At 71.0% G+C, this 25,640-nt stretch carries 24 protein-coding genes; 15 read left to right on the top strand and 9 right to left on the bottom strand.

The window, feature by feature from the left end; all coding sequences use genetic code 11:
• Positions 1–8 precede the first annotated feature (8 nt).
• From RWH43_RS11560 to RWH43_RS11535, 6 genes are all read left to right on the top strand, one after another.
• Positions 9–896 (top strand): hypothetical protein, encoded by an 888-nt coding sequence (locus RWH43_RS11560; RefSeq protein ID WP_316001547.1) that lies wholly within the window; start codon positions 9–11, stop codon positions 894–896.
• 189 nt (positions 897–1,085) lie between these two features.
• Positions 1,086–2,057 carry a LacI family DNA-binding transcriptional regulator gene (locus tag RWH43_RS11555; protein WP_144833095.1) on the top strand — a complete coding sequence of 324 codons (972 nt, stop codon included), beginning with the start codon at positions 1,086–1,088 and terminating at the stop codon, positions 2,055–2,057.
• 234 nt (positions 2,058–2,291) lie between these two features.
• Positions 2,292–2,936: a helix-turn-helix domain-containing protein gene (locus RWH43_RS11550; protein ID WP_154097227.1), complete on the top strand. Its 645-nt coding sequence runs from the start codon at positions 2,292–2,294 to the stop codon at positions 2,934–2,936.
• Positions 2,937–2,958: 22 nt separating this feature from the next.
• Complete coding sequence (locus tag RWH43_RS11545) at positions 2,959–3,420, top strand: hypothetical protein (protein WP_316001546.1); 462 nt, start codon at positions 2,959–2,961, stop codon at positions 3,418–3,420.
• On the top strand, positions 3,414–4,340 hold the full coding sequence (locus tag RWH43_RS11540; RefSeq protein ID WP_316001545.1) for a hypothetical protein: 927 nt from the start codon (positions 3,414–3,416) through the stop codon (positions 4,338–4,340). Before RWH43_RS11545 ends, RWH43_RS11540 begins: the two co-directional genes overlap by 7 nt.
• Positions 4,337–5,464 carry an alpha/beta hydrolase gene (locus tag RWH43_RS11535; RefSeq protein WP_154097230.1) on the top strand — a complete coding sequence of 376 codons (1,128 nt, stop codon included), beginning with the start codon at positions 4,337–4,339 and terminating at the stop codon, positions 5,462–5,464. The genes RWH43_RS11540 and RWH43_RS11535 overlap by 4 nt, the downstream gene beginning before the upstream one ends.
• 204 nt (positions 5,465–5,668) lie before the next feature.
• On the opposite strand, the gene RWH43_RS11530 is transcribed toward RWH43_RS11535, so the two are convergent.
• From RWH43_RS11530 to RWH43_RS11510, 5 genes are all read right to left on the bottom strand, one after another.
• Entirely contained in the window at positions 5,669–7,132 is a 1,464-nt protein-coding gene (locus tag RWH43_RS11530; RefSeq protein WP_316001544.1) for a mannitol dehydrogenase family protein, read from the bottom strand.
• A 383-nt stretch (positions 7,133–7,515) separates the two neighbouring features.
• On the bottom strand, positions 7,516–8,505 hold the full coding sequence (locus RWH43_RS11525) for an ABC transporter substrate-binding protein (protein ID WP_144832150.1): 990 nt from the start codon (positions 8,503–8,505) through the stop codon (positions 7,516–7,518).
• Positions 8,506–8,580: 75 nt separating this feature from the next.
• Positions 8,581–9,666, bottom strand: coding sequence for an ABC transporter permease (locus RWH43_RS11520; protein ID WP_144832152.1), 1,086 nt, complete (start codon positions 9,664–9,666; stop codon positions 8,581–8,583).
• Positions 9,663–10,439 carry an ATP-binding cassette domain-containing protein gene (locus tag RWH43_RS11515; protein ID WP_144785920.1) on the bottom strand — a complete coding sequence of 259 codons (777 nt, stop codon included), beginning with the start codon at positions 10,437–10,439 and terminating at the stop codon, positions 9,663–9,665. Before RWH43_RS11515 ends, RWH43_RS11520 begins: the two co-directional genes overlap by 4 nt.
• On the bottom strand, positions 10,436–11,134 hold the full coding sequence (locus tag RWH43_RS11510) for a nucleoside/nucleotide kinase family protein (RefSeq protein WP_316001543.1): 699 nt from the start codon (positions 11,132–11,134) through the stop codon (positions 10,436–10,438). Before RWH43_RS11510 ends, RWH43_RS11515 begins: the two co-directional genes overlap by 4 nt.
• Positions 11,135–11,371: 237 nt before the next feature.
• Here RWH43_RS11510 and RWH43_RS11505 point away from each other — a divergent pair, with 237 nt between their 5' ends.
• Positions 11,372–12,100 carry an SDR family oxidoreductase gene (locus RWH43_RS11505; protein WP_144785922.1) on the top strand — a complete coding sequence of 243 codons (729 nt, stop codon included), beginning with the start codon at positions 11,372–11,374 and terminating at the stop codon, positions 12,098–12,100.
• A 314-nt stretch (positions 12,101–12,414) separates the two neighbouring features.
• Here the strand turns inward: RWH43_RS11505 and RWH43_RS11500 are convergent, their stop codons facing one another.
• Positions 12,415–13,662, bottom strand: coding sequence for a D-arabinono-1,4-lactone oxidase (locus RWH43_RS11500; RefSeq protein ID WP_154097234.1), 1,248 nt, complete (start codon positions 13,660–13,662; stop codon positions 12,415–12,417).
• A gap of 88 nt (positions 13,663–13,750) precedes the next feature.
• Positions 13,751–14,911 carry an ROK family transcriptional regulator gene (locus RWH43_RS11495; RefSeq protein ID WP_144832163.1) on the bottom strand — a complete coding sequence of 387 codons (1,161 nt, stop codon included), beginning with the start codon at positions 14,909–14,911 and terminating at the stop codon, positions 13,751–13,753.
• Between the two features lie 69 nt (positions 14,912–14,980).
• Between RWH43_RS11495 and RWH43_RS11490 the strand changes: the two genes are divergently transcribed.
• The gene (locus RWH43_RS11490; protein WP_316001542.1) at positions 14,981–15,466 is read left to right on the top strand and encodes a glutathione peroxidase; all 486 of its coding nucleotides are present in this window, start codon (positions 14,981–14,983) and stop codon (positions 15,464–15,466) included.
• 94 nt (positions 15,467–15,560) lie between these two features.
• Positions 15,561–16,457: an esterase/lipase family protein gene (locus RWH43_RS11485; RefSeq protein ID WP_316001541.1), complete on the top strand. Its 897-nt coding sequence runs from the start codon at positions 15,561–15,563 to the stop codon at positions 16,455–16,457.
• A gap of 12 nt (positions 16,458–16,469) precedes the next feature.
• On the opposite strand, the gene RWH43_RS11480 is transcribed toward RWH43_RS11485, so the two are convergent.
• A complete protein-coding gene (locus tag RWH43_RS11480; RefSeq protein WP_316001540.1) occupies positions 16,470–16,883 on the bottom strand; it encodes a PIN domain-containing protein in 414 nt (137 codons plus the stop codon).
• Positions 16,880–17,083, bottom strand: coding sequence for a type II toxin-antitoxin system VapB family antitoxin (locus tag RWH43_RS11475; RefSeq protein ID WP_316001539.1), 204 nt, complete (start codon positions 17,081–17,083; stop codon positions 16,880–16,882). Before RWH43_RS11475 ends, RWH43_RS11480 begins: the two co-directional genes overlap by 4 nt.
• Positions 17,084–17,232: 149 nt before the next feature.
• On the opposite strand from RWH43_RS11475, the gene xylA reads away from it, so the two are divergent.
• From xylA to RWH43_RS11445, 6 genes are all read left to right on the top strand, one after another.
• The gene (gene xylA / locus RWH43_RS11470; RefSeq protein ID WP_316001538.1) at positions 17,233–18,420 is read left to right on the top strand and encodes a xylose isomerase; all 1,188 of its coding nucleotides are present in this window, start codon (positions 17,233–17,235) and stop codon (positions 18,418–18,420) included.
• A 257-nt stretch (positions 18,421–18,677) separates the two neighbouring features.
• On the top strand, positions 18,678–20,069 hold the full coding sequence (xylB, locus tag RWH43_RS11465; RefSeq protein ID WP_316001537.1) for a xylulokinase: 1,392 nt from the start codon (positions 18,678–18,680) through the stop codon (positions 20,067–20,069).
• A gap of 397 nt (positions 20,070–20,466) precedes the next feature.
• Positions 20,467–21,303 carry a class II fructose-bisphosphate aldolase gene (locus RWH43_RS11460; protein WP_316001536.1) on the top strand — a complete coding sequence of 279 codons (837 nt, stop codon included), beginning with the start codon at positions 20,467–20,469 and terminating at the stop codon, positions 21,301–21,303.
• A 5-nt stretch (positions 21,304–21,308) separates the two neighbouring features.
• Positions 21,309–22,745 carry an FGGY-family carbohydrate kinase gene (locus RWH43_RS11455; RefSeq protein WP_316001535.1) on the top strand — a complete coding sequence of 479 codons (1,437 nt, stop codon included), beginning with the start codon at positions 21,309–21,311 and terminating at the stop codon, positions 22,743–22,745.
• Positions 22,746–22,779: 34 nt separating this feature from the next.
• Positions 22,780–24,231, top strand: coding sequence for an FGGY family carbohydrate kinase (locus RWH43_RS11450; protein WP_230704978.1), 1,452 nt, complete (start codon positions 22,780–22,782; stop codon positions 24,229–24,231).
• Between the two features lie 59 nt (positions 24,232–24,290).
• Entirely contained in the window at positions 24,291–25,634 is a 1,344-nt protein-coding gene (locus RWH43_RS11445) for an FGGY family carbohydrate kinase (protein WP_316001534.1), read from the top strand.
• The last annotated feature ends 6 nt before the right edge of the window (positions 25,635–25,640 follow it).

The raw sequence follows: 25,640 nt of genomic DNA, 5'->3' as shown, positions 1-25,640 counted from the left end.
GAGAGATCATGAACGAACTCACCACGCTCGAGCGCCGCGCGCTCCAGTCGATCAGCACCCCCGAGGGGCACATGCTCATCGTCGCCGCCGACCAGCGCAACGGCATGAAAGCCGCCATCAAGGACGCCCCGAACGGCTCCGACGCGATCTCGCGCGAAGAGCTCGCCGAGGTGAAGGCCGACCTCGTGCGCCACCTCGCCAACCACGCACCGGCCATCCTGCTCGACCCCGAGGTCGCGCTGCCCCAGATCGTCGACGACGGTGTGCTCGACCGCGACACCGGGCTCGTCGTGGGCCTGGACGCCTCGGGCTTCGAGACCGTCGACGGCCTGAAGTACACCCGCTTCGTGCCGGGTGTCACCCCTCGCACGGTGCGCGACATGGGCGGAACCGTCGCCAAGATGCTGTACTACACCCGCCCCGACAAGCAGGATGCCGACTCCCGCGTCGCGCAGGAGATCCGCGACCTGGTGCAGGCGTGCGAGGACGAGGGACTGCTGCTCATCGTCGAGCTGCTGACCTACCAGCTCGAGGACGAGAGCGACGAGGAGTACAAGGCGAAGTTCGCCGACCTGGTCGTCGACGGGGCCGCGCTCGCCGTGGCGTGCGGCTCGAAGATCCTCAAGCTCCAGTACCCCGGCTCCGCCGAGGCGAGCGCCCGTGTGACCGAGGTCGCCCAGGGCGTGCCGTGGGCCGTGCTGTCGGCCGGCGTTGACCACGAGACCTTCATCGAGCAGGTGCGCACCGCCGTCGCGAACGGCGCCTCGGGTGCCATGGCCGGTCGATCGCTCTGGAAGGACAGCCTCTCGATCGACGCCGCTCGTCGCGAGGAGCTGCTCTCGGGTCGTGCCCTGCCGCGTCTGCGCGAGCTCGCCGACGCCGTCGACGGGCGCTGAGATGACCTCGCCCGCGCGGCGGTCGATCCCTCCGCGGGTGCACGCGGGGGAGGGTCGGTGCGCCGCCGCGCGGGCGGGGTGCCCCTCGACGCGCGAGGCCGCGCCGACACGGGGGCACGCAGACCGGCGGATAGGGTGGCGATTCGACCCCGTCCCGCCCATTCACCTCGGAGGTGCCTCGTGACGACCATGCGCGATGTCGCCCTGCGCGCGGGCGTCAGCACCAAGACCGTGTCGCGCGTGTTCAACGACGACCCCCATGTGCTCCCCGACACGCGCGCGCTGGTCGAAACCGCGATGCGCGAGCTGAACTACGTGCCCAACGCACTCGCGACCACCTTCCGCGCGGGGCGCGCCTCGGTGATCGGCGTGGCCGTCCCCGACGTCGTCGACCCGTTCTTCGCCGCGATCGCGCGTGCCGTCGAAGACACCGCGCGCAGCCACGGCCTCTCGACGCTCGTGACGAGCCTCGGCGAAGACCCGGATGACGAGAGGCCGGCGCTCGAATCGCTGCTCGGTCGACAGTTGACGGGGCTGGTGATCGCCCCCGTGGGGACCGACCACTCGTGGCTCGAGCGCTGGCGCGGGCACACCCCCATCGTCTTCGTCGACCGCGCCCCGGCGGGTCTGCACACCGACACCTTCACCGAGAACGACGAGGCCGGTGCCCACCTGGCGACGAGCCACCTCGTCTCGCACGGCCACCGGCGCATCGCCTACCTCGGCGACCGGGTGCACCTGTCGACCGAGACCAAGCGCATCGACGGCTGGCGCCGCGCGCTCACCGAGGCCGGGATCGAGATCGACGAACAGCTGGTCGTCTCGCAGGTGTCGGACCGTGGGTCCGCGGCATCCGCCCTCGAAGACCTCCGCGCCCTGGCCGAACCGCCCACGGCCCTGTTCTCGGCCAACGCGCGCTCGTCGATGGCGCTCGCCCACGTGCTGCGCGGCGCCCCGATGCCCTTCGTCGGGTTCGGCGACTTCCCGATGGCCGACACTCTGACCCCCTCGGTCACCGTCATCGACCAGGACCCGCGCCGCATCGGCGCGCTCGCCGCCGAGCGGGTGTTCGCACGCCTCGAGCCCGACGCGGGCCTGGGGCTCGACGAGGTGACCGTCATCGACGTCTCACTCGTCGAGCGGGAGTCCTGCGGACTCTGATCGTCGCGGTGCACGCGCAGCGGAGGCGAGCGAGCGCGGCGCCCCCCAACGGCGCCGCACCCGCTGCCGACGACCGGAGCGCATGGCGCATCCGATCTGCGCGAGCGGGGGTCCCCCACGGCCGCCCTGCTCACGGTGATTTCCATCCAAGCACAGCGACTCGTAAATAGCATCCAATGCATGTTCGTAAATACAACCCCTGACGTGCCGAAGGGTGACGTCTAGGATCGACACGTGGGTCGCGGCGCTGTCGGACCGCCCTCGCGGTACTCCCGCCGAGTGGTGGCGAATGTGGATCGCCTCCGTCAGGCCAAGGGCCTCACGGTGGGCGAGCTGCTGACGCGCGCCGGCATGACGAAGAGCTACTACCAGTCGCGCGCCGGCTTCTCTCTGCCCTACAACACGAACGACATCGAGGCGCTCGCCGCGGCCCTCGGAGTGAGCCCCGAAGAGCTCGCCAACCCGGCTGCCGCGCCCCGCATCGAGATGCGCGTACCGGCGGGTCCGATCGCCGAACGCGTGCGACGTCTCATCGCGAGCCACGGCTCACGAGAGTCGGATCTCCTCGCCGTTCTCGACGGCATCGACCCGGCCCTGGCCGAGAGCGCGCGGGCGCTGCTCGCCGCGACGACCAACACGGTCGTGCTCGACGAAGAAGTGCTGCGCGCCGTCACCGAATGGGCGGACGTGCCGGCCGAATACCTCACCGACTACACCGACGAGACGGTCACCGATCGCACCGAGGCGGAGCTCGAACTGCGCGAGGCGATGCGCGAGGCCGGGGCCAGCAGCATTCAGTTCCGGGCCCTCGGCGAGATGTCCCCCGACGCGTTGCGCGCCATCGCCCGCTCGCTGCGCGGCAGGCCGCCCGCGACGTGAGCGGACGCAAGGGGGAACGGTCGTGAACGAGTCGGACGAGATCCTCACTCGCGTGCGTGAGCGCGGAGACGCGGCGTTCCGCCGCGCCGCACTGACCCCGGGGATGACCTTCGACGACGTCGTCGCGGCGGTCGAGAAGGCCCTCGAGATCCGCTTGACCATCGTGCCCGAGGGCGACACGGCGCACTGGGGCATGATGACCGGCTTCCTGGCGTATTTCGCCGATCGGCGCGAGGGCAGCATCCACGTGCGGGCCTCGGATGCCACCGTCTACAGCCAGTTCGCCGCCTCGCACGAACTGGGGCATCTTCTCGATGACGCGCACTGCTCGGGAGCGCTGCACGAGCGCTCCGCGGCGTCGCCCCACGCCGCTCCCGGCCTCACGACTCCGGAATACGAGGCGGAACTTGTCGCGGAGCACGTCGCTCACCGCATCGCGCGTCTGCTGTACGCCTCGCCGAGGGTGGCCGAGTCGTCATGGTGACGGTGCTGCTCATCGATGCGGCGCTCGCGGGGTTGCTCCTCGTGGTGGTGCTGCGAGCGCGGGTCGCGTGGCAGCAGCCGCGGGCACGCATCGCGTGGCTCGCCGCCGCGGTCGGGGTGGTGGCGCTGCTCACCCAGGGCACGGTGGCGCCGCTCGAGGTGCTCGACGGTGCACTCGGGGGCACGAACGTGCTGAAGCTGGTGCAGAACGTGCTCACGATGGTCGCGCTGTGGCTCGGCGTGCAGGCGGGCACCGCCCCGGTGACCGCCCGCGTGCGCACCCTGCGGTGGCGTGTGCCGATCGTGCTCGGCGTCGTGTTCATCGTCGTCTTCTTCGCCGCCATGCCCGACAGGACCGCGTCGTCGTTCTTTTTCTTGGAAGAGGCCGCAGCCACCTCGACCGGCGCCTGGTTCTACGGCGTGGTGCACATGGCCGGGATCGCCTTCGTCGGGGCGCTGCTCTGCGCGTCGGCGAGGGTGTCGCTGACGCGCACGCGGGTGTTCTTCCGCCTCGGTGCCGTGGGGATCGTGGCGGGATGCGTCAGCGAGATCGTCGATCTGACCCTCACGCGCTTCTTCGCCCCGAACGCCGTCGTCAGCGCCCTGTTCGACCCGCTGTTCTACCTCGGTGTCGTCTCGTTCGTCATCGGGATCTTCGTGGCCTCGAGGACCACCACCGCGATCCACCGACGTGGCGAGACGTTGCTCGCGCGTGTCGACGAGGTCGCTCGTGAACGCGGTGTCACCATGCCGCCGGGGCTCGCCGCCGATGCGGTCGCCGACACGCGTCTGCACGCTCTGCGGGTCGCGATCGAAGACGCCGCCATCGCCACCTCGACGCCGCTCGCGGCCGATCAGCGCGCCCTGCTCGACGACGTCGACGCCCACCTCACCCGTCAGACCTCGGGAGCTCGCTCATGATTCGTTCGCTCGCCATCGGCGCCGGTGCGACCGCCGCGACGGTCGCCCTCGCGCACACCGCCCTCGCCGGGTACGTCGCGCGGAGGCTGATCGCACCGCGCGCACCGAAGGTGTTCTCGCCCGCCCTGATCAAGGGCGACACCGTCTCGGTCCCCGCCACGGCCGACAGTCTGCAGCCGGGCACCTACGGTCTGCGGCTCGACGACGGGTCGCACCTGAGGGTCGGCGAGGTGGTCCGCACCGACGGCGACCGCGTGGTGCGCACGGTGCTCGAACGTCCCTCGGGTCTCGCTGACGGCGAGGTGATCGCCGCGTGGACCTCGCAGAACATCGGCGCCCCCGAAGACGTCGGTCCCACACGGCACGTGTCGATTCCGCTCCGCCGCGGCGGGGTGGCCGAGGCGTGGGAGATCGGCGACGAGGCCACGGCCGACGGGCGGTGGACCATCCACGTGCACGGCCTGCGCTCGAGCCGCAACGGTGCGCTGCGGTCGGCTCCGGCGACCGTCGACGCCGGGTGGACGTCGCTCGTCGTGTCGTATGCCGGCGACGAGGAGTGCGCCCCCGCCGACACCCTGCCCTCGACGCTCGGCACGCGCGAGTGGCGCGACGTCGACGACGCCATCGCCTACGCGGTGGAACGCGGGGCACGCGAGATCGTGCTCGTGGCCTGGTCGATGGGCGGCACCATCGCGATGCTCGCGGCGGAGCAGTCGGCCCATCGCGACGCCCTCGTCGGGCTCGTGCTCGTCGCCCCGGCGCTGGACTGGACGCGCATCGTCGAGAATGCCGTGGCATCCGCTCACCTGCCGCGCACCGTGGCGGCCGCCTCGATGCGCGTGCTCGGCAGCCCCGTGGGTGCCCGTGCGCTCGGCCTCGTCGAAGCCGTCGACGCCCGCGCGCTGACCTGGGTCGGACCGCAGCGCCCGGGTCCCGGCATCCCGACCCTCATCGTGCACAGCAGGGTCGACCCGGTGGTGCCGTTCTCGGGGTCGGTCGCCTACGTCGAACGGCATCCGGATGCCGAGCTCCTGGCGTTCGACGCCACCGGACACTGCAACGAGGCCAACCAGGAGACCGAGCGCTTCCACGACGGGATCGCCGGGTGGTTGCGGCGTCTCTGAGGGGACGAGGGTCGCTGAGCTTGTCGAAGGTCCCTGAGCCTGTCGGAGGTCCCTGGGCTTGTCGAAGGTCCCTGGGCTTGTCGAAGGTGCCTGAGCCTGTCGAAGGTGCCTGAGCCTGTCGAAGGTCCCTGAGCCTGTCGAAGGGACCGGCAAGGAGCGGGGGCCGATAGCTCCGACAGGCTCAGCCACCTGCGTTCGCGGGACTCACGCGCCGTTGACTTCGGCGATCGCGCCACGGGCGCCGCGCGCGGCCAGCGACGCGCGCGCCGCCAGGTAGGCCTCGCGCAAGCGCGGGTTCTGCCCGAGGTCGCCGAAGACCGGCGCGTAGTCGAGCAGTCTTGCGGGATCGTCCGCGACGATCGCGCGCAGCTCGTCGAGACGACTGTCGACGGCCGGGGTCTGCTCGCCCGACTCGGTCCGCCCCTCGAGGAAGACGCTCCAGCCCGCGAGCACGAGGGCCGCGTGGTCGATGCGTCCGCCCGAGGCGAGCTGCTCGCGCACGACGGGCAGCAGGAACTTCGGCAGGCGATCCGAGCCGTCGACGACCTGACGCGCGAGGGTGTCGCGGATCGCCTCGCTGCCGAAACGGGCGATGAGCTGGTCGCAGTACGCGTCGAGGTCGATCCCCGGAACCGCACGCAGCGTGGGGATCGCCTCGTCGTGCATGTAGCCCTGCAGGAAGTCGATGAACAGCGGGTCGGTGCACACCTCGTGCACGTAGTGCGTGCCCGAGAGGATGCCGAGGTAGCTCATCGCCTGGTGCGAGGCGTTGAGCAGGCGCAGCTTCATCAGTTCGTAGGGCTCGACGTCGTCGACGAGCTGCACCCCGACTTCGTCGAACGGCGGACGGCCGGCGGGGAAGGCGTCTTCGAGCACCCACTGCTCGAACGACTCGCTGCGCACCGGCCAACGGTCGCGGATGCCGAACTCCGAGGCGATCGCGTCGCGCGTCTCGTCGGTGGTGACGGGGGTGATGCGGTCGACCATCGAGTTCGGGAACGACACGTTCTCGGCGATCCAGCCCGACAGCGCGGCGTCGCGCCGCTCGGCGAAACCGAGCAGGGCGGCGCGGGCGACGTGTCCGTTGCCCTGGATGTTGTCGCACGACATGACGGTGAAGGCCGGGATGCCGGCATCCCGGCGTCGGCGGAGAGCCTCGGTGAGCAGGCCCATGACGCTGCGCGGAGGGGTCGCTCCGTCGAGGTCGGCCAGGGTCGCCTCGTCGCGCGGGGCGTAGTCGCCGGTGGCGTCGTCGATGCCGTAACCGCCCTCGGTGATGGTGAGCGAGACGATCGCGGTGTCGGGGTCGGCGAGCTTGGCGACGACCGCCTCGGGGTCGTCGGGCACGAAGAGGTACTCGATGATCGAGCCCACGACGCGCGCCGCGGAGGTGCCGTCGGGGGCGGTGGTGACGAGGGTGTAGAGGTCGTCTTGCGCGGCGAGGGCATCGCGCATGGCCGCGTCGAACGACAAGACCCCGACCCCGCACAGGCCCCACTCGGTGTGGCCGGCTTCGAGCAGGCGGTCGAGGTACATGGCCTCGTGCGCCCGGTGGAAGCCGCCCACACCGAAGTGCACGATGCGCGAGCGCACGGCCGACCTGTCGTACGTCGGAACGGAGACGTTCGCCGCGAGGGAGGGGAGGGCGGCGGCGGTGAGGTCGGTCATGCGGGGCTCCGTGGTTCGTGGAGAGGGGCGGGTGAGCGAGTCCGGTGGCTGAGCCTGTCGAAGCCTCCGCGCGGGAGGGGCAGGTGGTCCCGGGCCCTTCGACAAGCTCAGGGACCTGGGGTTGCGCGAGTCCGGGGGCTGGTGGTCCCGGTCCCTTCGACAGGCTCAGGGACCTGGTGTTGCGGGAGCCCGGTGGGTCCCGGCCCTTCGACAGGCTCAGGGACCTGGTGTGGCGGGAGGGGTGGGCGGGTTCGGGGCGGATTCCGTCGTTCGGGGCGGGATTTTCTCGCCCCGAACAACGAAACCCGCCCCAAACCGAGAGGAGAGGGGCGGATGCCGGGACCCGGGCAGTCGCTCCGGATCCCGGCATCCGGGATCGAACGTCAGCAGCTGGACTTGTACACCGCGTCCTTGCCGTCGGTGTCGATGTTGTCCTTGGTGAGGATGGTGAAGCCGGTCTGGATCTTGGCTTCGGTGGGCTCGCCCTTGAGGGCGGCGATGGCCTGCTGCACGCCGTCCTGGCCGATGGTGGCGGGCTCCTGCGCGACGAGGGCCTGCACGGTGCCGGCCTCGAGGGCCTTCACCTGCGCGGGACCAGCGTCGAAGCCGACGATCGTGACCTGACCCTGCTTGCCGGCCTGCTGCACACCCGTGGCGGAGCCCTCGGCGGCGAACAGGTTGGCGGCGAAGATGCCGACGATGTCGGGGTCCTTCTGCAGGGCCGCGGTGACGATCTCGGCGGCGGTGGAGGGCTCGTTGTGCGAGTACTGCACGCCCACGGAGCTGAACTTGCTGTCCTTGGCGACGGCGTCTTCGAAGCCCTGGGCACGCGCGTCGGTCGTCGACACACCCGGGTCGGTCGAGACGACGAGCACCTTACCGCCGTTGGGGTTGGCCTTCTGGATCGCCTCGAACGCCGCGGCGCCGCCGCCGTTGTTGTCGGAGGAGATCTGCGAGACCGCGCCGGAGGGGTCTTCCAGCGTCGTGTCGACGAGGACCACCTTGATGCCGGCGGCCTCGGCCGCCGCGATGGGCGCCTGCATGGCGGACACGTCGGTGGGGGCGATCAGCAGCGCGTCGGGCTTGGAGGCGACGACGGCGTCGACGATGGGCTTCTGCAGGGTCGGGTCGAACTTCTCGGGGCCCTGCGTGGTGACGGTCGCGCCTTCCTTCTCTGCCTCGGCCTGGATGCCGCACTGCATGGAGATGTAGAACTCATCTCCGGCGACGCCCTGCACGAACGCGATCTTGTAGCCGCCGTCGGATCCGCCGGACGCGCCGCCCGACGCCGAGCCGCCCGAGCAGCCCGCGAGGGTGAGGGTCGCCGCCACACCGAAGACCGCCAGCGCGGTCGCCTTGTTGTTCCACTTCATTGTGATCACCGTTCTTGTTTCGAGTACTGCTGTCGGGTTGGTAAGGGATGGAGAGGGAATGGATGCCGCCGCGGCTCAGCCGCGCCGACCTCCGCTGAGGAATTTGCGCCAGAGGCCCTGCGAGTTGCCGCGGGTGGCGGCGGTGCGGCGCACCTGGTCGACGTAGACCGCCGTGATCAGCACCGCGCCCACCGCGACCTGCTGCCAGAAGGGCTGCACGCCCGTGATGACGAAGCCGTTCTGCAGCACCGCGGGGATGAACAGGCCCACGACGGTGCCCATGATCGTGCCGACGCCGCCGAAGAGCGAAGTGCCGCCGATCACGACGGCCGCGATCACGTTCAGGTTGGTCTGCGACTGCCCCGCGATCGCGGTGGTCGAGAACTGCGAGAGCGACAGGATGCCGCCGAGCCCGGCCAGGGCGCCGGAGATCGTGTAGATCTTGATCAGCTGCGCGTCGACCTTCACACCGACCCGGCGGGCGGCGATCTCGCTCGATCCGACGGCCAGCGTGTAGAGGCCGAACTTCGTGTAGTGCAGCACGATCGCGCCGATCACGACGACCACGAGCGCGATGACGCTGATGATCGGGACGGTGCCGAAGACGTTGCCGTAGCCGATCGAGACGGTCAGCACGGTGGGCACGTCGCGCACGTCGACGCCACCGGTGAGGATCTGCGCGAGGCCGAGCGCCATGCCGAGCGAGCCCAGCGTGACGATGAGCGGCGGGATCTTGGCCTTCGCGATGAGGAAGCCGTTCAGAAGCCCCCAGCACACGCCGCTCAGGACGGCGACGATGATGCCGACGGTGGCGACGCCCCAGCCTTCGCCGCCGAGGGCGCGCATCGTCAGCGCCGATACGACGCCCGAGAAGACGAGGACGGAGCCGACCGAGAGGTCGATGCCGGCGGTGATGATCACGTAGGTCATGCCGACCGCGAGCACCGCGAGGATCGAGGCGTTCTGGATGATCAGGCGGAAGTTCGACCACTGCGCGAAGGACTCGGGCGCGATGATGCTGAAGACGATGATGATCGCGAGCAGCACCAGGAGGATCTGGAACGCCTGGGTGCGCAGCACCGCGCGGAACGGGTTGACCTTCTGGTTGTCGTCGAACGTGCCGATGGCGACGGTCTCGGTGGGAGGAGTCTTGGTGCTCACTTCTGGTCGTCCTTCGTGACGGCGCCGGTCATGAGTCCGACGAGCTCTTCCATGGAGGTGTCTTTGGCGTTGATGTTGGCGACGCGGGTGCCCAGGCGCAGGACCTGGATACGGTCCGACACGTCGATGACGTGGGGCATCGAGTGCGAGATGAAGACCACGGCGATGCCCTTGTCGCGCACGCGCCGGATGGTTTCGAGCACGTTCTTGGTCTGACGCACGCCGAGCGCAGCGGTCGGTTCGTCGAGGAACACCACTCGTGAGGCCCAGTGCACCGCGCGGGCGATCGCGATCGCCTGGCGCTGGCCGCCGGACATCTCGCCGACGGGGGAGGTGAGGCTGCGGACGGTGGCGCCGAGTTCGTCGAACGCGTCGCGGGAGGCCTTCGCCATGTCCTTGGTCTTCATGAAGCCGAGCGCGCCGGCGAGGCCCGGGCGGCGGATCTCGCGGCCGAGGTACATGTTCTGCACCGGGTCGAGGTGCGGGGCGAGCGCGAGGTCCTGGTAGACCGTCTCGATGCCGAGGCCGGAGGCGACCTGGGGGTTCGACATGTCGATGGGCTTGCCGTCGAAGAGGATCTCGCCCTCGTCGACCGCGAGATTGCCCGAGAGGGCCTTCACGAGGGTCGACTTGCCGGCGCCGTTGTCGCCGATGAGGGCGGTCACTTCCCCGGGATAGACCTCGAAGTCGACGTTGTGCAGGGCGCGGACGGACCCGAACTGGCGCGAGAGACCCCGCGCCTGCAGCACGGGCGTGGCCGTGGTGGTGCTCATGAAGAAGCTCCTTCGTGGTGGCCGACGCCGCCGGCGGCGGCGTCGGAGACGGTGACGACGAGGTCGGCGCGCTCGCGCCCGCGCTCGACGACGAGGGCGTTGCGCTCGTCGACCTCGCGGACCCAGGCGACGGCTTCGTCGTAGGGGTGGTCGTGGGAGAGGCGGCGCGCGACGAGGCGCTCGCGGCGCGCGTGCGAGTCGATGTCGAGGAACCACACCTCGTCGAGGCGGGAGGCGACGGCATCCCACCCGAACTCGTCGTGGAGCAGGTAGTTGCCCTCGGTGATGACGAGCGGAACTCCCGCGGGGACGAGCACCGCTGAGCCGATGGACTCCTCGAGGGTGCGGTCGAAGCGGGGGGCGTAGACCTCGTGTCCGGCGCGGATGCGATCGAGCAGGGCGATGTAGCCCTCGACGTCGAAGGTGTCGGGAGCCCCCTTGCGGTCGCGACGACCGAGTCGCACGAGTTCTTCGTTGGCGAGGTGGAAGCCGTCCATGCCCACGAGCACCGCGTCGTCGCCGAGGGCAGCGAGCAGGGCGTCGCTCACTGTCGACTTGCCCGCGCCGGGGGTGCCGGCCACGCCCAGGATGCGTCGTTCGCCCGACGCCGCGAGCTGCCGGGCACGGGCGACGAGATCGTCGAGGTGCACGGTCGCGGCGGCGGTCGTCGCGTCGTTCTCCGAGGTGTGGGTCACAGCGGTGTGGTCCTTCCGGGCGACGCACCACGGCGGAGTGCTGCGTCGATGAAGCGGGTCCGGCGGGGGTGTCCACCGGTCGAACTCCGGTTACGGTAAGCCCACCGTGACACCGGTGTCAAGGTCCGTGATCAATTCGTCATGACACCGAAGTCATCCGCGTGATTCTGTGGTTATCATGGGCCCCGACGACACTGCCGTCGTCCTCGACTCCCGGACCCGTGAAAGAGCCCACCCATGACCGAATTCACCGACCGCACCATCCTCGTCACCGGAGCCGGTGGCGGCATCGGCGGGGCGACCGTTCGTCACCTCGTCGCCGCCGGCGCGACGGTCCTCGCCGCCGGTCGCGACGCCGACAGCGTCGCCGCGATCAGCGCCGAGACCGGTGCGGAGCCCGTCGTGTTCGACCTCGAATCCGAAGACGAGATCCGCGCGGCCATCGAGGGTCGCGACATCTACGGCGTCGTCAACTGCGGCGGCTGGGGCGGCGAGATCGCGACCCCGATGGACACCGACATCGACGTCTTCGACAAGGTCATGCGCATCAACGCCCGCGGCTCGCTGCTGGTCACCAAGTACGCCTCGCGCGAGATGATCCGCGTCGGCAAGGGCGGGGCGATCGTCAACGTCTCGAGCCAGGCGAGCCTCGTCGCCCTCTCGGGTCACATCTCGTACGGATCGTCGAAGGCCGCCCTCGACAACATCACGCGGGTCTCCGCCCTCGAGCTCGGCGGCTACGGCATCCGCGTCAACAGCGTGAACCCCACGGTCGTCATGACCCCGATGTCGGCCTGGTACTGGGGGCGTCCCGACATCGAGGGCCCCTTCCTCGAGGCCATGCCGCTGCACAAGTGGGCCACCGAAGACGACATCGCGGCCCCGATCGTGTTCCTGCTCGGCGACGGCGCGGGAATGATCTCGGGCGTCTCGCTCCCCATCGACGGCGGCTACTCCAGCCGCTGATCCCGGATGCCGTGAGGCGGCGCCGCGGTGGGCGGCGTCGTCTCGTGGTGAAGTGTTGGCGGCACGCGGGTTCCGGTCCCTTCGACAGGCTCAGGGACCTGGGTGAGGCTCAGGGACCTGGGTGAGGCTCAGGGACCTGGGTGGGGCGGGGGTTCCGGTCCCTTCGACAGGCTCAGGGACCTGGGTGACGCTGAGGGACCTGGGTGGGGCGGGGGTTCCGGTCCCTTCGACAGGCTCAGGGACCTGGGCGAGGCTCAGGGACCTGGGTGAGGCTCAGGGACCTGGATGACGCTCAGGGACCTGAATGGGGCTGATCAGTCGCCGAAGATGCGCCGCAGGTAGGCGTTGCGGAAGACGCCGCGGGGGTCGGCCTCGCGGGCGACCGCGGCGAAATCGTGCGCGCGTGCCAGCGTCGCGAGGATCCGCTCGCCGGGCATGGTGAACGCCTTGCCCCAGTGCGGCCGCGCGTCGAACGGCGCGAGGGCTGCCTCGACGTGCGGAAGGGCCGACAGCACCCCCGCGGTGTCGTTGCGCCACGTGAAGTGGATCGCGAGGACGTCGCGCTGATACGCGGGGCTCAGCCACAGCTCGTCGGCGGCGACCGTGCGCAGCTCGGTCACCAGGAGGTGCTCGGCGAAGCCCGGGGCGATCTCGCGGACGGCCGCGAGGGCCTCGGCCGCCGAGCTCAGCGGAACGAAGTACTCCGACTGGATCTCGTCGCCGTCGCTGGGGAGGGCGTCAGCGCGGAAGTGCGGCAGGCGCGTGTGCCATGGGCCGGAGGTTCCGCGCGGCGTCGTGTTGTCGACGGTGCGGATGCTGCCGAGGTGGATGTCATCGCCGACGGCGGTGCCGCCGAGCTCTTCGACCCACGTCGGAGACCCCGTGTCGCTCTTGGCCCAGACCAGGTCGTGCGCGGGGTCTCCCCAGGTCGTGAAGATGCTGACGCTGCGCGAGCCGCCGAGCACGGCGATCGGGTCGGCGATGATGTCGGCCCAAGCGACTCCGGTGTACGCCTGCTGCGTGACGGCGTAGGTCGGTTCGGTGCGCAGCTCGAGGGCCGTCACCACGCCCAGGGCGCCGATGCTGAGCGCGGCGGCGCCGAACCACGGGTGGGCTTCGTCGATGCGGTGCGTGCGGCCCTCGGCATCCATCAGCTCGACGCCCGTCACGGCGCTCGAGAGATTGCCGTTGCGAACGCCTGAACCGTGGGTGCCGGTCGCCGTCGCGCCGGCCACGGAGATGTGGGGGAGTGACCCGAGGTTGTGCAGCGCGCGGCCCTCGGCTTCGAGCACGGGAGCCAGCTGAGCGAAGGTCAGGAGCCCCTCGACACGCGCCCGGTCACCGGAGATGTCGATGCGCGTGGGCATCTTCTCGAGCGACACGAGGGTGGACTCGCTGTCGGCGACGTCGTTGAACGTGTGGCGGGTCGCCTGCACGCGCAGATGATCGGCGGATGCCACGACCTCGGCCAATTCGTCGGGCCCGGTCGGCAGCAGCACCTCGCGGGCACGGTACTGATGGTTGCCCGACCAGGTGGCCCCGGCGGAACGTGTCTCGATCATCGGTTCTCCTCGCGTCGTCGCTCACCCATCCTGCCCCGGACCTCCGACATGGGGGCGCGGGTGGAGGGTTTCGGGAGGTGTTCCGCGCTCAGCGGGCCGGGAAGAGCGCGGCCTCGAACACGGCCTCGGCCGCGCCCACCAGTAGACGGTTCTCGCCGAGCTCGGCGGCGGCCAGGCGCAGACCCTCCGCGCAGGCGGGGATGGTCTGCGCGCGCACCGCGGCGTCGAGACCGGGCAGGTCGAGGTCGCCGAGGATCGCGAGAAACCCGCCCAGCACGATGACTGCGGGGTTCATCACGTTCGCGGCGTTGGCGAGGGCGGTGGCGAGGATCCGGCGCTGTCGATCGGTCTCGGCCCGCACCGCCGCATCGGTGCTGCGGGTGAGCGCCGCTGCGAGGGCCGCGTCGTCAGCGCCCTCGATGCCGAGCGCTCTCAGCAGCAGCGACCGGCTGACCTCGTCTTCGAGTACCCCCTCGGGCGCGCGACGGTCGTCGGGATCGGCGATGCCGGGCCTGTTCTGCCCGAACTCCCCGGCGTAGCCGCCCGCCCCGCCCAGCGGCATCCCGCCGACGATCACCGCCCCGCCGATACCGCTCGCGCCGCCGTTGAGGTAGACGACGTCGTGCGCTCCGCGCGCGGCCCCGAACAGGTGCTCGGCCACGGCGCCCAGCGCCGCGTCGTTGGCGACGTGGGTGGGCAGGCCCGTGGCATCCGTCATCAGACCGGCGAGGGCGGCGTCGATCCACCCGAGGTGCGGGGCTTCGCGTACGAGCCCGTCGGATGCGCGCACCGGACCGGGGACGGCGACCCCCACGCCCACGAGGCGGGAGTCGGCGAGCGGCCCGCGGCGCCAGGAATCGAGGCGGATGCCGACGAGCTCGGCCGTGCGCTCGGGCGTGAGCAGCGTCGACTGATCGAGGCGTTCGCGCGCGATGATCGACCCGTCCAGGGCGACCGCTGCGATGTCGAGGGCGTCGACCTCGGGGTTCACGGCGACGGCGACGACGCGCGGGTCGGGCTCGACGATGGGGGAGGGGCGGCCGACGCGGCCCTGCGCCTCGGACGCCCGTTCGACGACGAGTCCCGCGCGCTGCAATTCGCCCACGAGGTCGGCGATGGTCGAGCGGTTCAGGCCCGTCGCCTCGGTCAGCGCGGCGCGCGAGCGCGGTCCCTCACGGTGCACGGTGCGCAGCACGAGGGCCAGATTGGCGCGGCGCATGCCGTCGCCCCGGCTGCCCGCGGTGACCATCCGACCACTGTGCCACGGGCGGGGCCGATTCCCACCCCGACCACAACCGCGCGGTGCCAGGATCGGAGCATGGACCTTTCCGGCATCCCCATCACGACCATCCGCGGCGAGCAGACGACCTTCGGCGAGCTGACCGACGGCAAGGCCGCCCTCGTGGTGAACGTCGCCTCGCGATGCGGCCTCGCCCCGCAGTACGAGGCGCTCGAGGCGCTGCACAAGAAGTACGCCGACCGCGGTTTCACGGTGATCGGCTTCCCCAGCAACCAGTTCCTGCAGGAGCTCAGCGACGAGGACAAGATCGCCGAGTACTGCTCGGCGACGTGGGGCGTGACCTTCCCGATGTCGGAGAAGGTCAAGATCAACGGGCGCAGCGCCCACCCCCTGTACAAGGAGCTCACGACGACTCCGGATGCCGAGGGCAAGACCGGCCGCATCTCGTGGAACTTCGAGAAGTTCGTCGTCGCCCCCGATGGTCGGGCGACCCGCTTCAGCCCGCGGACGCTGCCCGACGCCGCCGAGGTCGTCGCCGCGATCGAGGACGCGCTCCCGGCCTGATCCCCCCCCCCCCCTCAGCCAGGCGCGCGGGTGTCCCCGCGATGTCGGGGGTGTGCCCTAATCTGAGCGGCATCCGACCCTCTGAGGAGTTGCCGTGGCCGATGCCGTCGTTCTCGTCTCCGGCGGCGCTGCCGTCACCCCGTTCACCGACACCGACCGGGGTGCCGGGTCGGGGCTCGCGGCGGGCAACACGCTGACCGCCCTCCGCGAGCACCACCGTGCGGCCGGGCGGCAGGTCTTCACCGCTCCGGCCCGCATCGGTGCGGGGACGGTCGAAGCGGATGCCGGGTGGCAGGGCTTCGGCGACGTCCCGGTCGTGCTGCCCGCCGAGCTGACGATCAACGCCGTCGGCGCTGTCGACCACGCGGGCGTGGCGCTCGCCGCATTCGTCCGCTGGCTCTCCGTCGAGTACGCCGTTTCGAGTGTCGATCTCGTCGCGCACTCCATGGGCGGTCTGTTCTCGCGCGCGGCGATCCGCGAGCTGGCCGGGGCGGCCCCGCGGGTGGACCACCTCGTGACCCTCGGCACGCCCTGGGACGGCGCGGTGCTCGGCGACGCCGTCGCGGGCGACATCACGGATGCCGACGCGCACGGCGACCCGGCGACCACGACGATCCTCGACCAGGCGCGTGCCTATGCGGCGGCGAACTCGCAAGGGGCGGCCGAGCAGGTGTCGCGGCGGTTCCTCCGCACCTGGAACGAGGCGCAGGCCGGAGTGCTCGACGACGTGGCGGTCACGGCGATCGGGGCGGGGTACTTCGCCGCCGCCACCGAGCCGGCGCAGCTCTGGCCGCACGACGGGCTCGTGTCGTTGCGCAGCGGTCGGGCCGACGATGTGCCGGCGGCCGTCGTTCCTCGCATCGATCGGCACTCCTTCCCCGACCACGTGCACAGCATCTTCTTCGCCGACGGGTTCGGCCTGCCGTGGGAGCGCGCGCTGACGTGGGATCCGCAGGTCTTCGACATGGTCGACGCCGCTCTCCGGCGGTGATCCGAGCGGGACTCAGTTCGTCGGCGCGACGTATTCGTACGCCAGATCGCTCACCGCGGCGATGTGAGCGAAGTCGTGATCAGAACTCAGGACCGTCGCGTCGTTCGCGATGGCGTACGCCGCGATCAGGATGTCGACGGTGCCCGCGGCACGCACGAGGCCGGCGTTCCAGAGTGCGGACTGGATGCCGACGGCGAGCGTCTCGTCCGGTGCCCGTTCGAGAGGGAATCCCAGCGAGATCTGCGCGCGGTAGTGCGCGCGTTCCTCGGGCGAGCGTGCGCTGTGGCAGAACTCCACCACCTGCGGCGGGCACGTCACGAAAAGGTCGGAAGGCGATCGCGCGATGCGTTCGAGCCGATCGCGGATGGCCGGGTCGCCTGAGGCCAAGCGCGCCCAGACCGAGTTGTCGACGAGGTAGTCGGTCACGACGTCGAGGCGACAGGCGAATCGAGCCCGGCCTCGAGGTCCGTCAGTCCGGCAATTCCGGCGATCATCGCGTCCTTCTGCTGGGAAGCGATGAGACGGCGGAGGGCGAGGTCGAGGACCGCGCGATTCGAGGGTGCTCCGGTGAGGATCCGCGCGCGTTCGATGAGTCGTGGATCGAGGTCGACGCTGGTCAGTGCCATGGCAGGCCCCCTTCGTTATATATCTCAGTATATGTCGGCCGATGTAGACAGAGGGGGTGGACGCCGCGGCATCCGGGATATATGTTGTGAGCACCAACAAACCCGTTGCGCGCCACCGCGCGCTCGTGCGTCCATGCGAAGGAGCAGGAATGCCCACCCCCACCCGCGACGACAAGTTCTCGTTCGGTCTCTGGACCGTCGGCTACAACGGCACCGACCCCTTCGGCGGCCCCACACGTCAGCCCCTCGACGTCGTGCACGTCGTCGAGAAGCTCGCCGAGCTCGGCGCCTACGGCCTGACCTTCCACGACGACGACCTCTTCGCCTTCGGCTCCACCGACGCCGAGCGTCAGAAGCAGATCGACCGCCTCAAGGGCGCGATGAGCGACACCGGCATCGTCACGCCGATGGTAACCACCAACCTCTTCTCCGCCCCCGTCTTCAAGGACGGCGGATTCACCTCGAACGACCGCCAGGTGCGTCGTTTCGCGCTGCGCAAGGTGCTGCGCAACCTCGACCTCGCCGCCGAGCTCGGTGCGAAGACCTTCGTCATGTGGGGCGGCCGTGAGGGGGCCGAGTACGACTCCGCGAAGGACATCCGCCAGGCGCTCGAGCGCTACCGCGAGGCCGTCAACCTGCTCGGCGACTACGTCACCGACAAGGGCTACGACATCCGCTTCGCCATCGAGCCCAAGCCCAACGAGCCCCGCGGCGACATCCTGCTGCCCACGCTCGGACACGCGATCGCGTTCATCGACTCGCTCGAGCGCCCCGAGCTGGTGGGCCTGAACCCCGAGGTCGGCCACGAGCAGATGGCGGGCCTGAACTTCGCCGCGGGCATCGCCCAGGCGCTGTACCACGGCAAGCTCTTCCACATCGACCTCAACGGTCAGCGCGGCATCAAGTACGACCAGGACCTCGTGTTCGGCCACGGCGATCTGCACAACGCCTTCGCGCTCGTCGACCTGCTCGAGAACGGCGGCCCCGGCGGCGTGCCCGCGTACGACGGCCCCCGTCACTTCGACTACAAGCCCTCGCGCACCGAGGACGAGACCGGTGTCTGGGACTCCGTGTCGGCCAACATGAACACCTACCTGCTGCTCAAGGAGCGCGCCGCGGCCTTCCGCGCCGACCCCGAGGTGCAGGCAGCTCTCGAGGCCGCCAAGGTCGCCGAGCTCGCGCAGCCGACGCTGAACGAGGGCGAGACCTACGACGACTTCCTCGCCGACCGCTCGGCCTACGAGGACTTCGACACCGACGCGTACCTCGGCGGCAAGGGCTTCGGCTTCGTCCGCCTGCAGCAGCTCGCCACCGAGCACCTGCTCGGCGCGCGCTGAGTCGGAAGGGGTCCGGATGCCGCGGCATCCGGGCCCCTTCGCGGTACTTCCGCTGCGGTCGAGTCGCGCATCCCGCTCGGCATCCCGCCCGTACGCTGAGTGTCCGAAACACCCGGACGAATTCGAAAAGTCTCCGGGTGTTTTGGACACTCAAGAGGGCGGGGCGAGACGGGGGCCTCGGCGCCACGGGGCCGCACCCCGCAACACAGACAACTCGGACCGCGCCGACGGAGGCGCGGCGGACAGAAGGGCAGAGCATGGCGCTCGTCATGGGAGTCGACTCGTCGACGCAGTCGTGCAAGGTCGTCGTCGTCGACGCCGAGACCGGGAAGGTCGTGCGCGAGGGGCGCGCGTCGCACCCCGCCGGCACGTCGGTCGATCCCGAGGCGTGGTGGAAAGCGCTTCAGGATGCCATCGCCCAGGCCGGCGGTCTCGACGATGTCGCCGCGGTGTCGATCGCGGGTCAGCAGCACGGCATGGTCGTGCTCGACGCCGAGGGGGCCGTCATCCGCGACGCCCTGCTCTGGAACGACACCCGGTCGGCGCAGGCCGCGCGCGACCTCATCGACGAGGTGGGCGCTGAGGCGTTCGCCGAGCGGACGGGTGCCGTGCCGGTCGCCTCGTTCACCGGCACCAAGCTTCGATGGTTGCGCGACGCCGAGCCGGACAACGCCGCGCGCGTCGCCGCCGTGGCCCTGCCCCACGATTGGCTGACCTGGCGTCTGCGCGGATTCGGCCCGGGCAACGCCGTTCTCGAGGAGCTCGTCACCGACCGGTCCGACGCCTCGGGCACCGCGTACTGGGGCGCCGACGGCTACGACCTCGACCTATTCCGACGCGCCCTCGGGCACGATGCCGTGCTGCCGCGCGTGCTCGGTCCGTGGGAGAGCGCGGGGACGCTGCCCGGCGGCGCCCTCGTCGGCCCCGGGGCGGGAGACAACGCCGGCGCGGCGCTCGGCCTCGGCGCGGGCGTGGGCGACGTGGTCGTCTCGCTCGGCACCTCGGGCACCGTGTTCGCCGTCACCGACACCCCGGCCCGCGATGCGACGGGCGCGGTGGCCGGCTTCGCCGACGCCACGGGGCGCTTCCTGCCCCTGGTGGCCACCCTCAACGCCGCCCGGGTGCTCGACGCCTTCGCGGGGCTCCTCGGCGTGTCCCACGACGAGCTCGGGGCCCTGGCCCTCGAGGCCGAGCCCGGTGCCGGCGGCGTGGTGCTCGTGCCGTGGTTCGAGGGCGAGCGCACGCCCAACCTGCCGCACGCGCAGGCCTCGCTGACCGGCCTGACCCTGGCATCCACGAACCGCCCGAATTTCGCGCGCGCCGCCATCGAGGGCATGCTGAGCGGGCTCGCCGTCGGGCTCGAGGCGATCCAGGCGCAGGGTGTCGAGGTGCGCCGCGTGCTGCTGATCGGCGGTGCCGCCGCGAACGAGGGCGTCGCCCGCATCGCCGCGCAGGTGTTCGACGCCGAGATCGTCGTCCCGGCCGCAGGTGAGTACGTCGCGCTCGGCGCGGCCCGTCAGGCGGCGGGCGTGCTCGTCGGCGGACCGGTCGAGTGGACCGTATCGACCACGCGGGCCGTCGAGCCCGACCACCGCCCCGAGATCCGCGAGCGGTACGACGTGGTGGCGGCTCTGCGCGCGACGGAGTAGTGACACAGCGCACTCATAGGCCAAAGTAGAGGCGGGTCCGTCGGCGTCTTGTAAGGGGGGCGTCGGCGGACTCTCTGCGGGAGCGCTCCCCCGGAGCGGCTCCCCCCCCCGATTCGATCGCCGTGCGCCCGCGCATCCGTCCGCCGCGCAGGGGTCGCGACAGCGGCGGGCTCCGCCTCTTCCTCCGCGCGCGTTGCGCTCCGTCCCCGGTGCGTGTGATCGGTCGTCGGTCGCATCCTCGAGCGTCGGTCGATCACCGTCGTCCATGTTGTACGTACAGACTGGACGATATGGACGTTGCGCACTACGCTGACATCCAACGCGGAAGGGACCGCGGACGGATCGACCCGGGACGCCTCGCCGTCCCGCCTCCGTCACCACAACGGAGGGACTGCCCATGCCTTTGGTCAGCGGACACGACGTCATCCAGCACTGCACGGCCCGTGGGCTCGTGGCGGGGGCGTTCAACACCACGAACATCGAGACGACCATGGGCATCATCGATGCTGTCGAGAAGGTCGGTGTGCCGACCTTCATCCAGGTCGCTCCGACGAACGTGAAGCTTTCCGGCTACGAGTACGTGTACGACATGGTCGCGCGGCGCCTGGCGGACACGACCGTGCCGGTCGCCCTGCACCTCGACCACGGCAAGTCGCTCGCGGCCGTCGAAGCGGCTCTGGCCGCCGATTTCACCTCGATCATGATCGATGCCTCCGAGGAACCTCTTGCGGAGAACACCGCGATCTCGGCGACGGCGCGGCGCATGTGCGGTGCCTCGATCGCGCTCGAGGCGGAACTCGGCAGTATCGGCGGCAAGGAGGACGATGTCGCCCCCGAGTTCGCCAGCACGACAGACCCCGCACAGGTGTCCGACTTCGCCGCGGCCGTCGGCTGCGACATGCTCGCGGTGTCGGTGGGCAACGTGCACGGGTATGCGCCGAACGCGCGCATCGATTTCGATCTCCTCGAGCGCGTCCGCGCGGCGAGTTCCGTTCCCCTCGTGATCCACGGCGGCTCGGGGCTGCCCGAGGAGCAGCTCGGCCGCTTGGCGGACTTCGGTGTGGTCAAGGTCAACGTCGCGAGCGATCTGCGCAACGCCATGATCCGCAGCTTCGGCGAGGCGTACGCCGCGAACCCGAACGAGAACTCCCTCATCCGGGTTTCCCTCGACGCGGTGGCGGCGATCTCCGAGGTCGTCGAGCGTCGTATCCGCATGCTCAACCCTTCCCTCTGACGCGCATGACCCCCACGATCACGGTCGACATCGGCACCACGAGCGTCAAGCTGTGCGTGTTCGACGGCGACGGCGCCCTGCTCGTCTCTCGCCGCGTCGCGACCCCCACCGTCGGCGACGGGATCGGCGAGGTCTACGACGTCGAGGCGTTGCTGGATGCCGTGCGCGATTTCGTGGCGGACCTCGATCCGGCGCTGCGTCGATCGGTGCAGCGGATCGCGCTCGCGGGCGTGGGGGAATCGGGGGGGCTCGTCGGCCCCGACCTCTCGCTGCGTTCGCCCATGATCCTCTGGCACGATCAGCGTGGCGCCGCCCTGTTGCGCGACATCACCCCCGCCCATCGGGAACGCGTGTACGCCGTAACCGGCTTGCCCGTCAATGCGAATTACGCGCTGTCGAAGGTGGCCTGGGCGCTGGCCCACTCCGACAGCGCGGACGCCCTCTGGCTCAACGTGTCGGAGTTCGTCGCCGCGCATCTGACCGGGCGCCGCTGGTCCGAGCCCTCGCTCGCGAGTCGCACGATGGCCCTCGACCTGCGCGAGCGGCGCCCTTCGCGCGAGGTCTGCGCCCTCTTCGGCGTCGATCCGGCGGTCTTCCCGCCCCTGCGGCCGGCGTCTCACGGCGTCGCGATGGACCCCGCCGTCTCCCGTGCCTGGGGTCTCGATGAGGTGACCGTCCACGTCGCCGGTCACGACCACATGGTCGGGGGCGTCGGCGCCGACCTGCAGCCGGGCGAGATGCTGGATTCCACCGGGACCACGGAGGGCATCCTCACGCTCCTGGATGAACCCCGAACGGATGCCGCGACCGCGGCGACCAAGATCGCGGGCGGTCTCGCCTGCGACGGGGAGCTCTACACGCTGTTCGCGTCGATCCCGACGGGCGGATCGGCCTTCGCGACGCTGCGTACGCTCCTCGCCGTCGAGGAGGCGGATGCGCGGGCGCTCATCGACCAGGCGCATGTCACCTATCTCTCCGGGCGGCTCGATCTCGATCGGATCCCCTTGGTGCTGCCGCGCTTCCGTGGCAGTCCGCCCCCCGAGAAAGATGCGACCGCGCGAGGCGCCATCGCCGGGGTGGGCACCGACACGACCGCGCTCGAGCTCGTGTTCGGCTGCTTACTCGGACTCGTCCGCCAGTTTGCGGACGTCTGGGGCCTCTTCGGCAGCGAACTGGACCGCGTGAAGGTCATCGGGCCGGCGGCATCCAATCCCCTCTGGGTGCAGCTCAAGGCCGACCTGCTCGGGGTTCCCGTCAGCGTCGCCGGGGTCGACGAGGTCGTCTCCCGCGGAGCGCAGGCGCTCGCGCACGGGGTCCGGCGGCCGTGGGAGACCTCCCTCCCGCATGACGTCTCTCCCGACGCGGAACGCCACCGGCGGCTGCGGCAGTGGGCTGCGGCCACCGCGGCCCGGTGGGAACACCTCAAGGCGATGCCGGCGTGAGCGCGGCAGCGTCCTCCGAACGAAAGGCGCAGCGATGAGGCTCGTCGCAGGTATCGACTCGTCCACGCAGAGTTGCAAGGTCACCGTGCGCGATCTCGACACGGGGGTCTGCATCCGCGAGGGATCCGCTTCCCACCCGGTCGAGACGATCGTCGACCCCGAGGTGTGGTGGAACGCGCTCCTCGAGGCCGTGCGCGCGGCCGGAGGACTGCACGACGTGCTCGCGGTGTCGGTGAGCGGTCAGCAGCACACGCCGATCTTCCTCGACGAGACAGGCACGCCCGTCGCGGCCTCCCCGCTCTGGAACGACGTGGGCTCGCACCCGCACATGGTCGCGCTGAACGCCGAGCTCGGCCGCGACACCTGGATCCGGCGCACCGGCCTGCCCCTCACGCTCTCGGACACGGTGGTCAAGGCGCGCTGGCTGCGGGACGAGTTCCCGGATGCCGCGGCCCGCACCGCGGCCATCGCGGTCGTGCACGACTGGCTCACGTGGCGCCTGCGCGGTTTCGGCCCCGGGACGGGCGGGGTCGACAACCTCGTCACGGACAGGTCGGAGGCGTCGGGGACCGGGTACTGGTCGGGCGAGACGGGGGAGTACACCCCCGATCTCCTCGTTCACGCGTTCGGTCGACCGGTCGTGCTGCCCGTCATCCTCGGCCCCCTGGACCGGGCCGGAGTCACGGCCGCGGGACTTCCCGGCATCCCCGCGGGCCTTCCGATCGGGGTCGGCAGCGGAGATAACGCCGCCGCAGCCCTCGCGCTCGGACTCGAAGAGGGTGACGCCGTACTCAGCCTGGGCACGTCGGGTGTTGTCTATGCGAGGACGTCCTCTCCGGTCCACGACTACGCGGGCTACGTCTGCAGCTACGCCGACGCCACCGGTGATCATCTCCCCATCGTCGCGACCCTCAATGCGGCGCGGAACCTGCAGGTCGGCGCGGAGCTGCTGGGGTGCACGCACGATGAACTCGCCGAGCTGGCGCTGACCGCCTCACCCGGGGCGGAGGGGCTGACGCTGCTGCCGTACTTCGAGGGCGAGCGCACGCCCGACCTTCCACACGCGCGGGCGGCGCTGCTCGGTGCCAGTCTGTCGAACTTCACGCGAGCGAACATGGCGCGTGCGATCGTCGAGGGAACGGTGGCGAGCCAGGTCGCGATGCTCGACGCGCTCGCGGCGTGCGGGGTGCACTCCCGGCGGCTGCTCGTCATCGGCGGTGCGGCGAAGAACCCGGCCGTGCAGCGCGTGCTGGCAGAGCTCGTGGACCTTCCCCTGGGCGTGCCGACCGCGGACGAGTACGTCGCGAAGGGCGCCGCGATGCAGGCGGCGGCCGCGCTCACCGGCTCCTTCCCCCTCTGGTCGGTGGAGACGTCGCCCGTCGCCCCCGCGCCCCCCGCGCCCCAGATCGTCAGGCAGCACCACGACGCGCAGATCGCCCTCGGCCACCTCGCGAGTGCACCCGCCCCCGCGCCCGCGCGCGTCTGATCGACGCCGCTAAGGTCGAGGGGAGGGCGCTCGTCCTCGACCCCCGGGAGGAATCGACGGTGACCCTGCGCGCACGCCTCCCCGTCGCGGTGGGCATCGACGTCGGCAGCACCAACACCAAGGTCGTGGCGGTCACCGCCGACGGGGCGGTCGTCGCTCGAGCCAGCCGTCCCACCCGCCGTGCCGGAACCGACCTCGCCGTCGACGCGGCCGCCCTGGTGCTCGCGATCGAGGACATGGTCGTCGAAGTCTGCGGCGACAGCCGCGTGATCCACGCCCTGTGCGTCGCCGGCATCGGGGAGGACGGCGTGCTCGTGGATGCCGGGCTGCGCCCGCTCACCCCCGCGCTGGCGTGGTTCGACCCGCGCCGTCACGCCGTCTTCGACGCTCTGCGCCCCGAGCTGGTCGGCGACGACACCTTCGACGTCGACACCGACCCGGTTCGCTCGCTCGTCGGCTGGAGGTGGGCTCGCGCGCAGGCGGGCGCCGATCGCGCCGCCGCATGGATCGCCCTCACCGATCTTCCGTCCGTCTCCTGGACGGGCCGCGCCTTCCTCAGCGACACGCTGGCGCCGCGCACGGCCGCGTGGCGCAGCGGTGAGCGCGCCTGGGCCCACGACCGTGTGACTCTGACCCTCGGCGACGAGCGTCTTCTTCCGCCCGTCGTCGCGACCGGGGACGTGGTCGGGGAGATCGTGTCGCCGGCGCTCCGCGCGGCGGGGGTCGTGACCTCGGATGCCATCGCCGTGGCGGGCGGCCACGATCACCCGATCGGAGGGTGGGGCGTGCAGTTGATGGTCCCGGGCGCCGTGCTGGATTCGATGGGCACGGCCGAGGTGGTGGTCGCGCAGTCGGCCTCTTCGCGGGTGCGGGGTGACGACCACGTGGATGTCGCTCCCGGTATCCGTGCCAGCGGCAGCACTCTGCTGCGTGTGGAGGAACTGGCGCGCAACGTGCAGTGGGCCTCGCGCGATGCCGAGGTGGCCCGCGCGATCAGGCACCTCTTGATCGGACGGGCCGAGCCGCTCCCGGTGTGGGAGTCGGGCTGGTTCGTTCCGGGGCAGCGGGGCGGGGGGCAGCCGTCGTACGCCGTCGATGCTCCGGCAGATCCTCGGGCCCGTGCTTCCGCGGTGCTGGGGGCGCTCGCCGTGGCCGGCCGCGACGCGGTGGACGCGGTGCGTCACGATGTCGGCGGGGTGGCCGAGGTCCGTATGGCCGGGGGGTGGGTGCGCTCTCCCGGGTGGATCGCGCTGAAGGCCGCTGTCAACGGTGCCCCGGCGGTGCCGGTCCTCGAGCCGGAGGTCACGGCCGTGGGGGCCGCCCTGTTGGCGGCGACCGCGCGGGGGTGGACCCCCGACCCGGTCGACGCGCTCGGGGGTTTCGTCAGCGGGATGCTGGGATGAGCCCGG

Origin of the sequence: Microbacterium algihabitans (genome assembly GCF_032464975.1) — a bacterium.
Classification (GTDB): Bacteria; Actinomycetota; Actinomycetes; order Actinomycetales; family Microbacteriaceae; genus Microbacterium; species Microbacterium algihabitans.
Note: the sequence above shows the minus strand (reverse complement) of the source record. Positions and strands in the feature narration are given on the sequence as shown.

Excerpts from the sequence above, each read along its gene's own strand:
- RWH43_RS11460 (WP_316001536.1), top strand. The coding sequence starts at position 20,467 with ATGCCTTTGGTCAGCGGACACGACGTCATCCAGCACTGCACGGCCCGT.
- xylB (WP_316001537.1), top strand. The coding sequence starts at position 18,678 with ATGGCGCTCGTCATGGGAGTCGACTCGTCGACGCAGTCGTGCAAGGTC.
- RWH43_RS11540 (WP_316001545.1), top strand. The coding sequence starts at position 3,414 with ATGGTGACGGTGCTGCTCATCGATGCGGCGCTCGCGGGGTTGCTCCTC.
- RWH43_RS11455 (WP_316001535.1), top strand. The coding sequence starts at position 21,309 with ATGACCCCCACGATCACGGTCGACATCGGCACCACGAGCGTCAAGCTG.
- RWH43_RS11515 (WP_144785920.1), bottom strand. The coding sequence starts at position 10,439 with ATGAGCACCACCACGGCCACGCCCGTGCTGCAGGCGCGGGGTCTCTCG.
- RWH43_RS11500 (WP_154097234.1), bottom strand. The coding sequence starts at position 13,662 with ATGATCGAGACACGTTCCGCCGGGGCCACCTGGTCGGGCAACCATCAG.
- RWH43_RS11560 (WP_316001547.1), top strand. The coding sequence starts at position 9 with ATGAACGAACTCACCACGCTCGAGCGCCGCGCGCTCCAGTCGATCAGC.
- RWH43_RS11450 (WP_230704978.1), top strand. The coding sequence starts at position 22,780 with ATGAGGCTCGTCGCAGGTATCGACTCGTCCACGCAGAGTTGCAAGGTC.
- RWH43_RS11535 (WP_154097230.1), top strand. The coding sequence starts at position 4,337 with ATGATTCGTTCGCTCGCCATCGGCGCCGGTGCGACCGCCGCGACGGTC.
- xylA (WP_316001538.1), top strand. The coding sequence starts at position 17,233 with ATGCCCACCCCCACCCGCGACGACAAGTTCTCGTTCGGTCTCTGGACC.
- RWH43_RS11525 (WP_144832150.1), bottom strand. The coding sequence starts at position 8,505 with ATGAAGTGGAACAACAAGGCGACCGCGCTGGCGGTCTTCGGTGTGGCG.
- RWH43_RS11530 (WP_316001544.1), bottom strand. The coding sequence starts at position 7,132 with ATGACCGACCTCACCGCCGCCGCCCTCCCCTCCCTCGCGGCGAACGTC.
- RWH43_RS11495 (WP_144832163.1), bottom strand. The coding sequence starts at position 14,911 with ATGGTCACCGCGGGCAGCCGGGGCGACGGCATGCGCCGCGCCAATCTG.
- RWH43_RS11490 (WP_316001542.1), top strand. The coding sequence starts at position 14,981 with ATGGACCTTTCCGGCATCCCCATCACGACCATCCGCGGCGAGCAGACG.
- RWH43_RS11505 (WP_144785922.1), top strand. The coding sequence starts at position 11,372 with ATGACCGAATTCACCGACCGCACCATCCTCGTCACCGGAGCCGGTGGC.
- RWH43_RS11475 (WP_316001539.1), bottom strand. The coding sequence starts at position 17,083 with ATGGCACTGACCAGCGTCGACCTCGATCCACGACTCATCGAACGCGCG.
- RWH43_RS11555 (WP_144833095.1), top strand. The coding sequence starts at position 1,086 with ATGCGCGATGTCGCCCTGCGCGCGGGCGTCAGCACCAAGACCGTGTCG.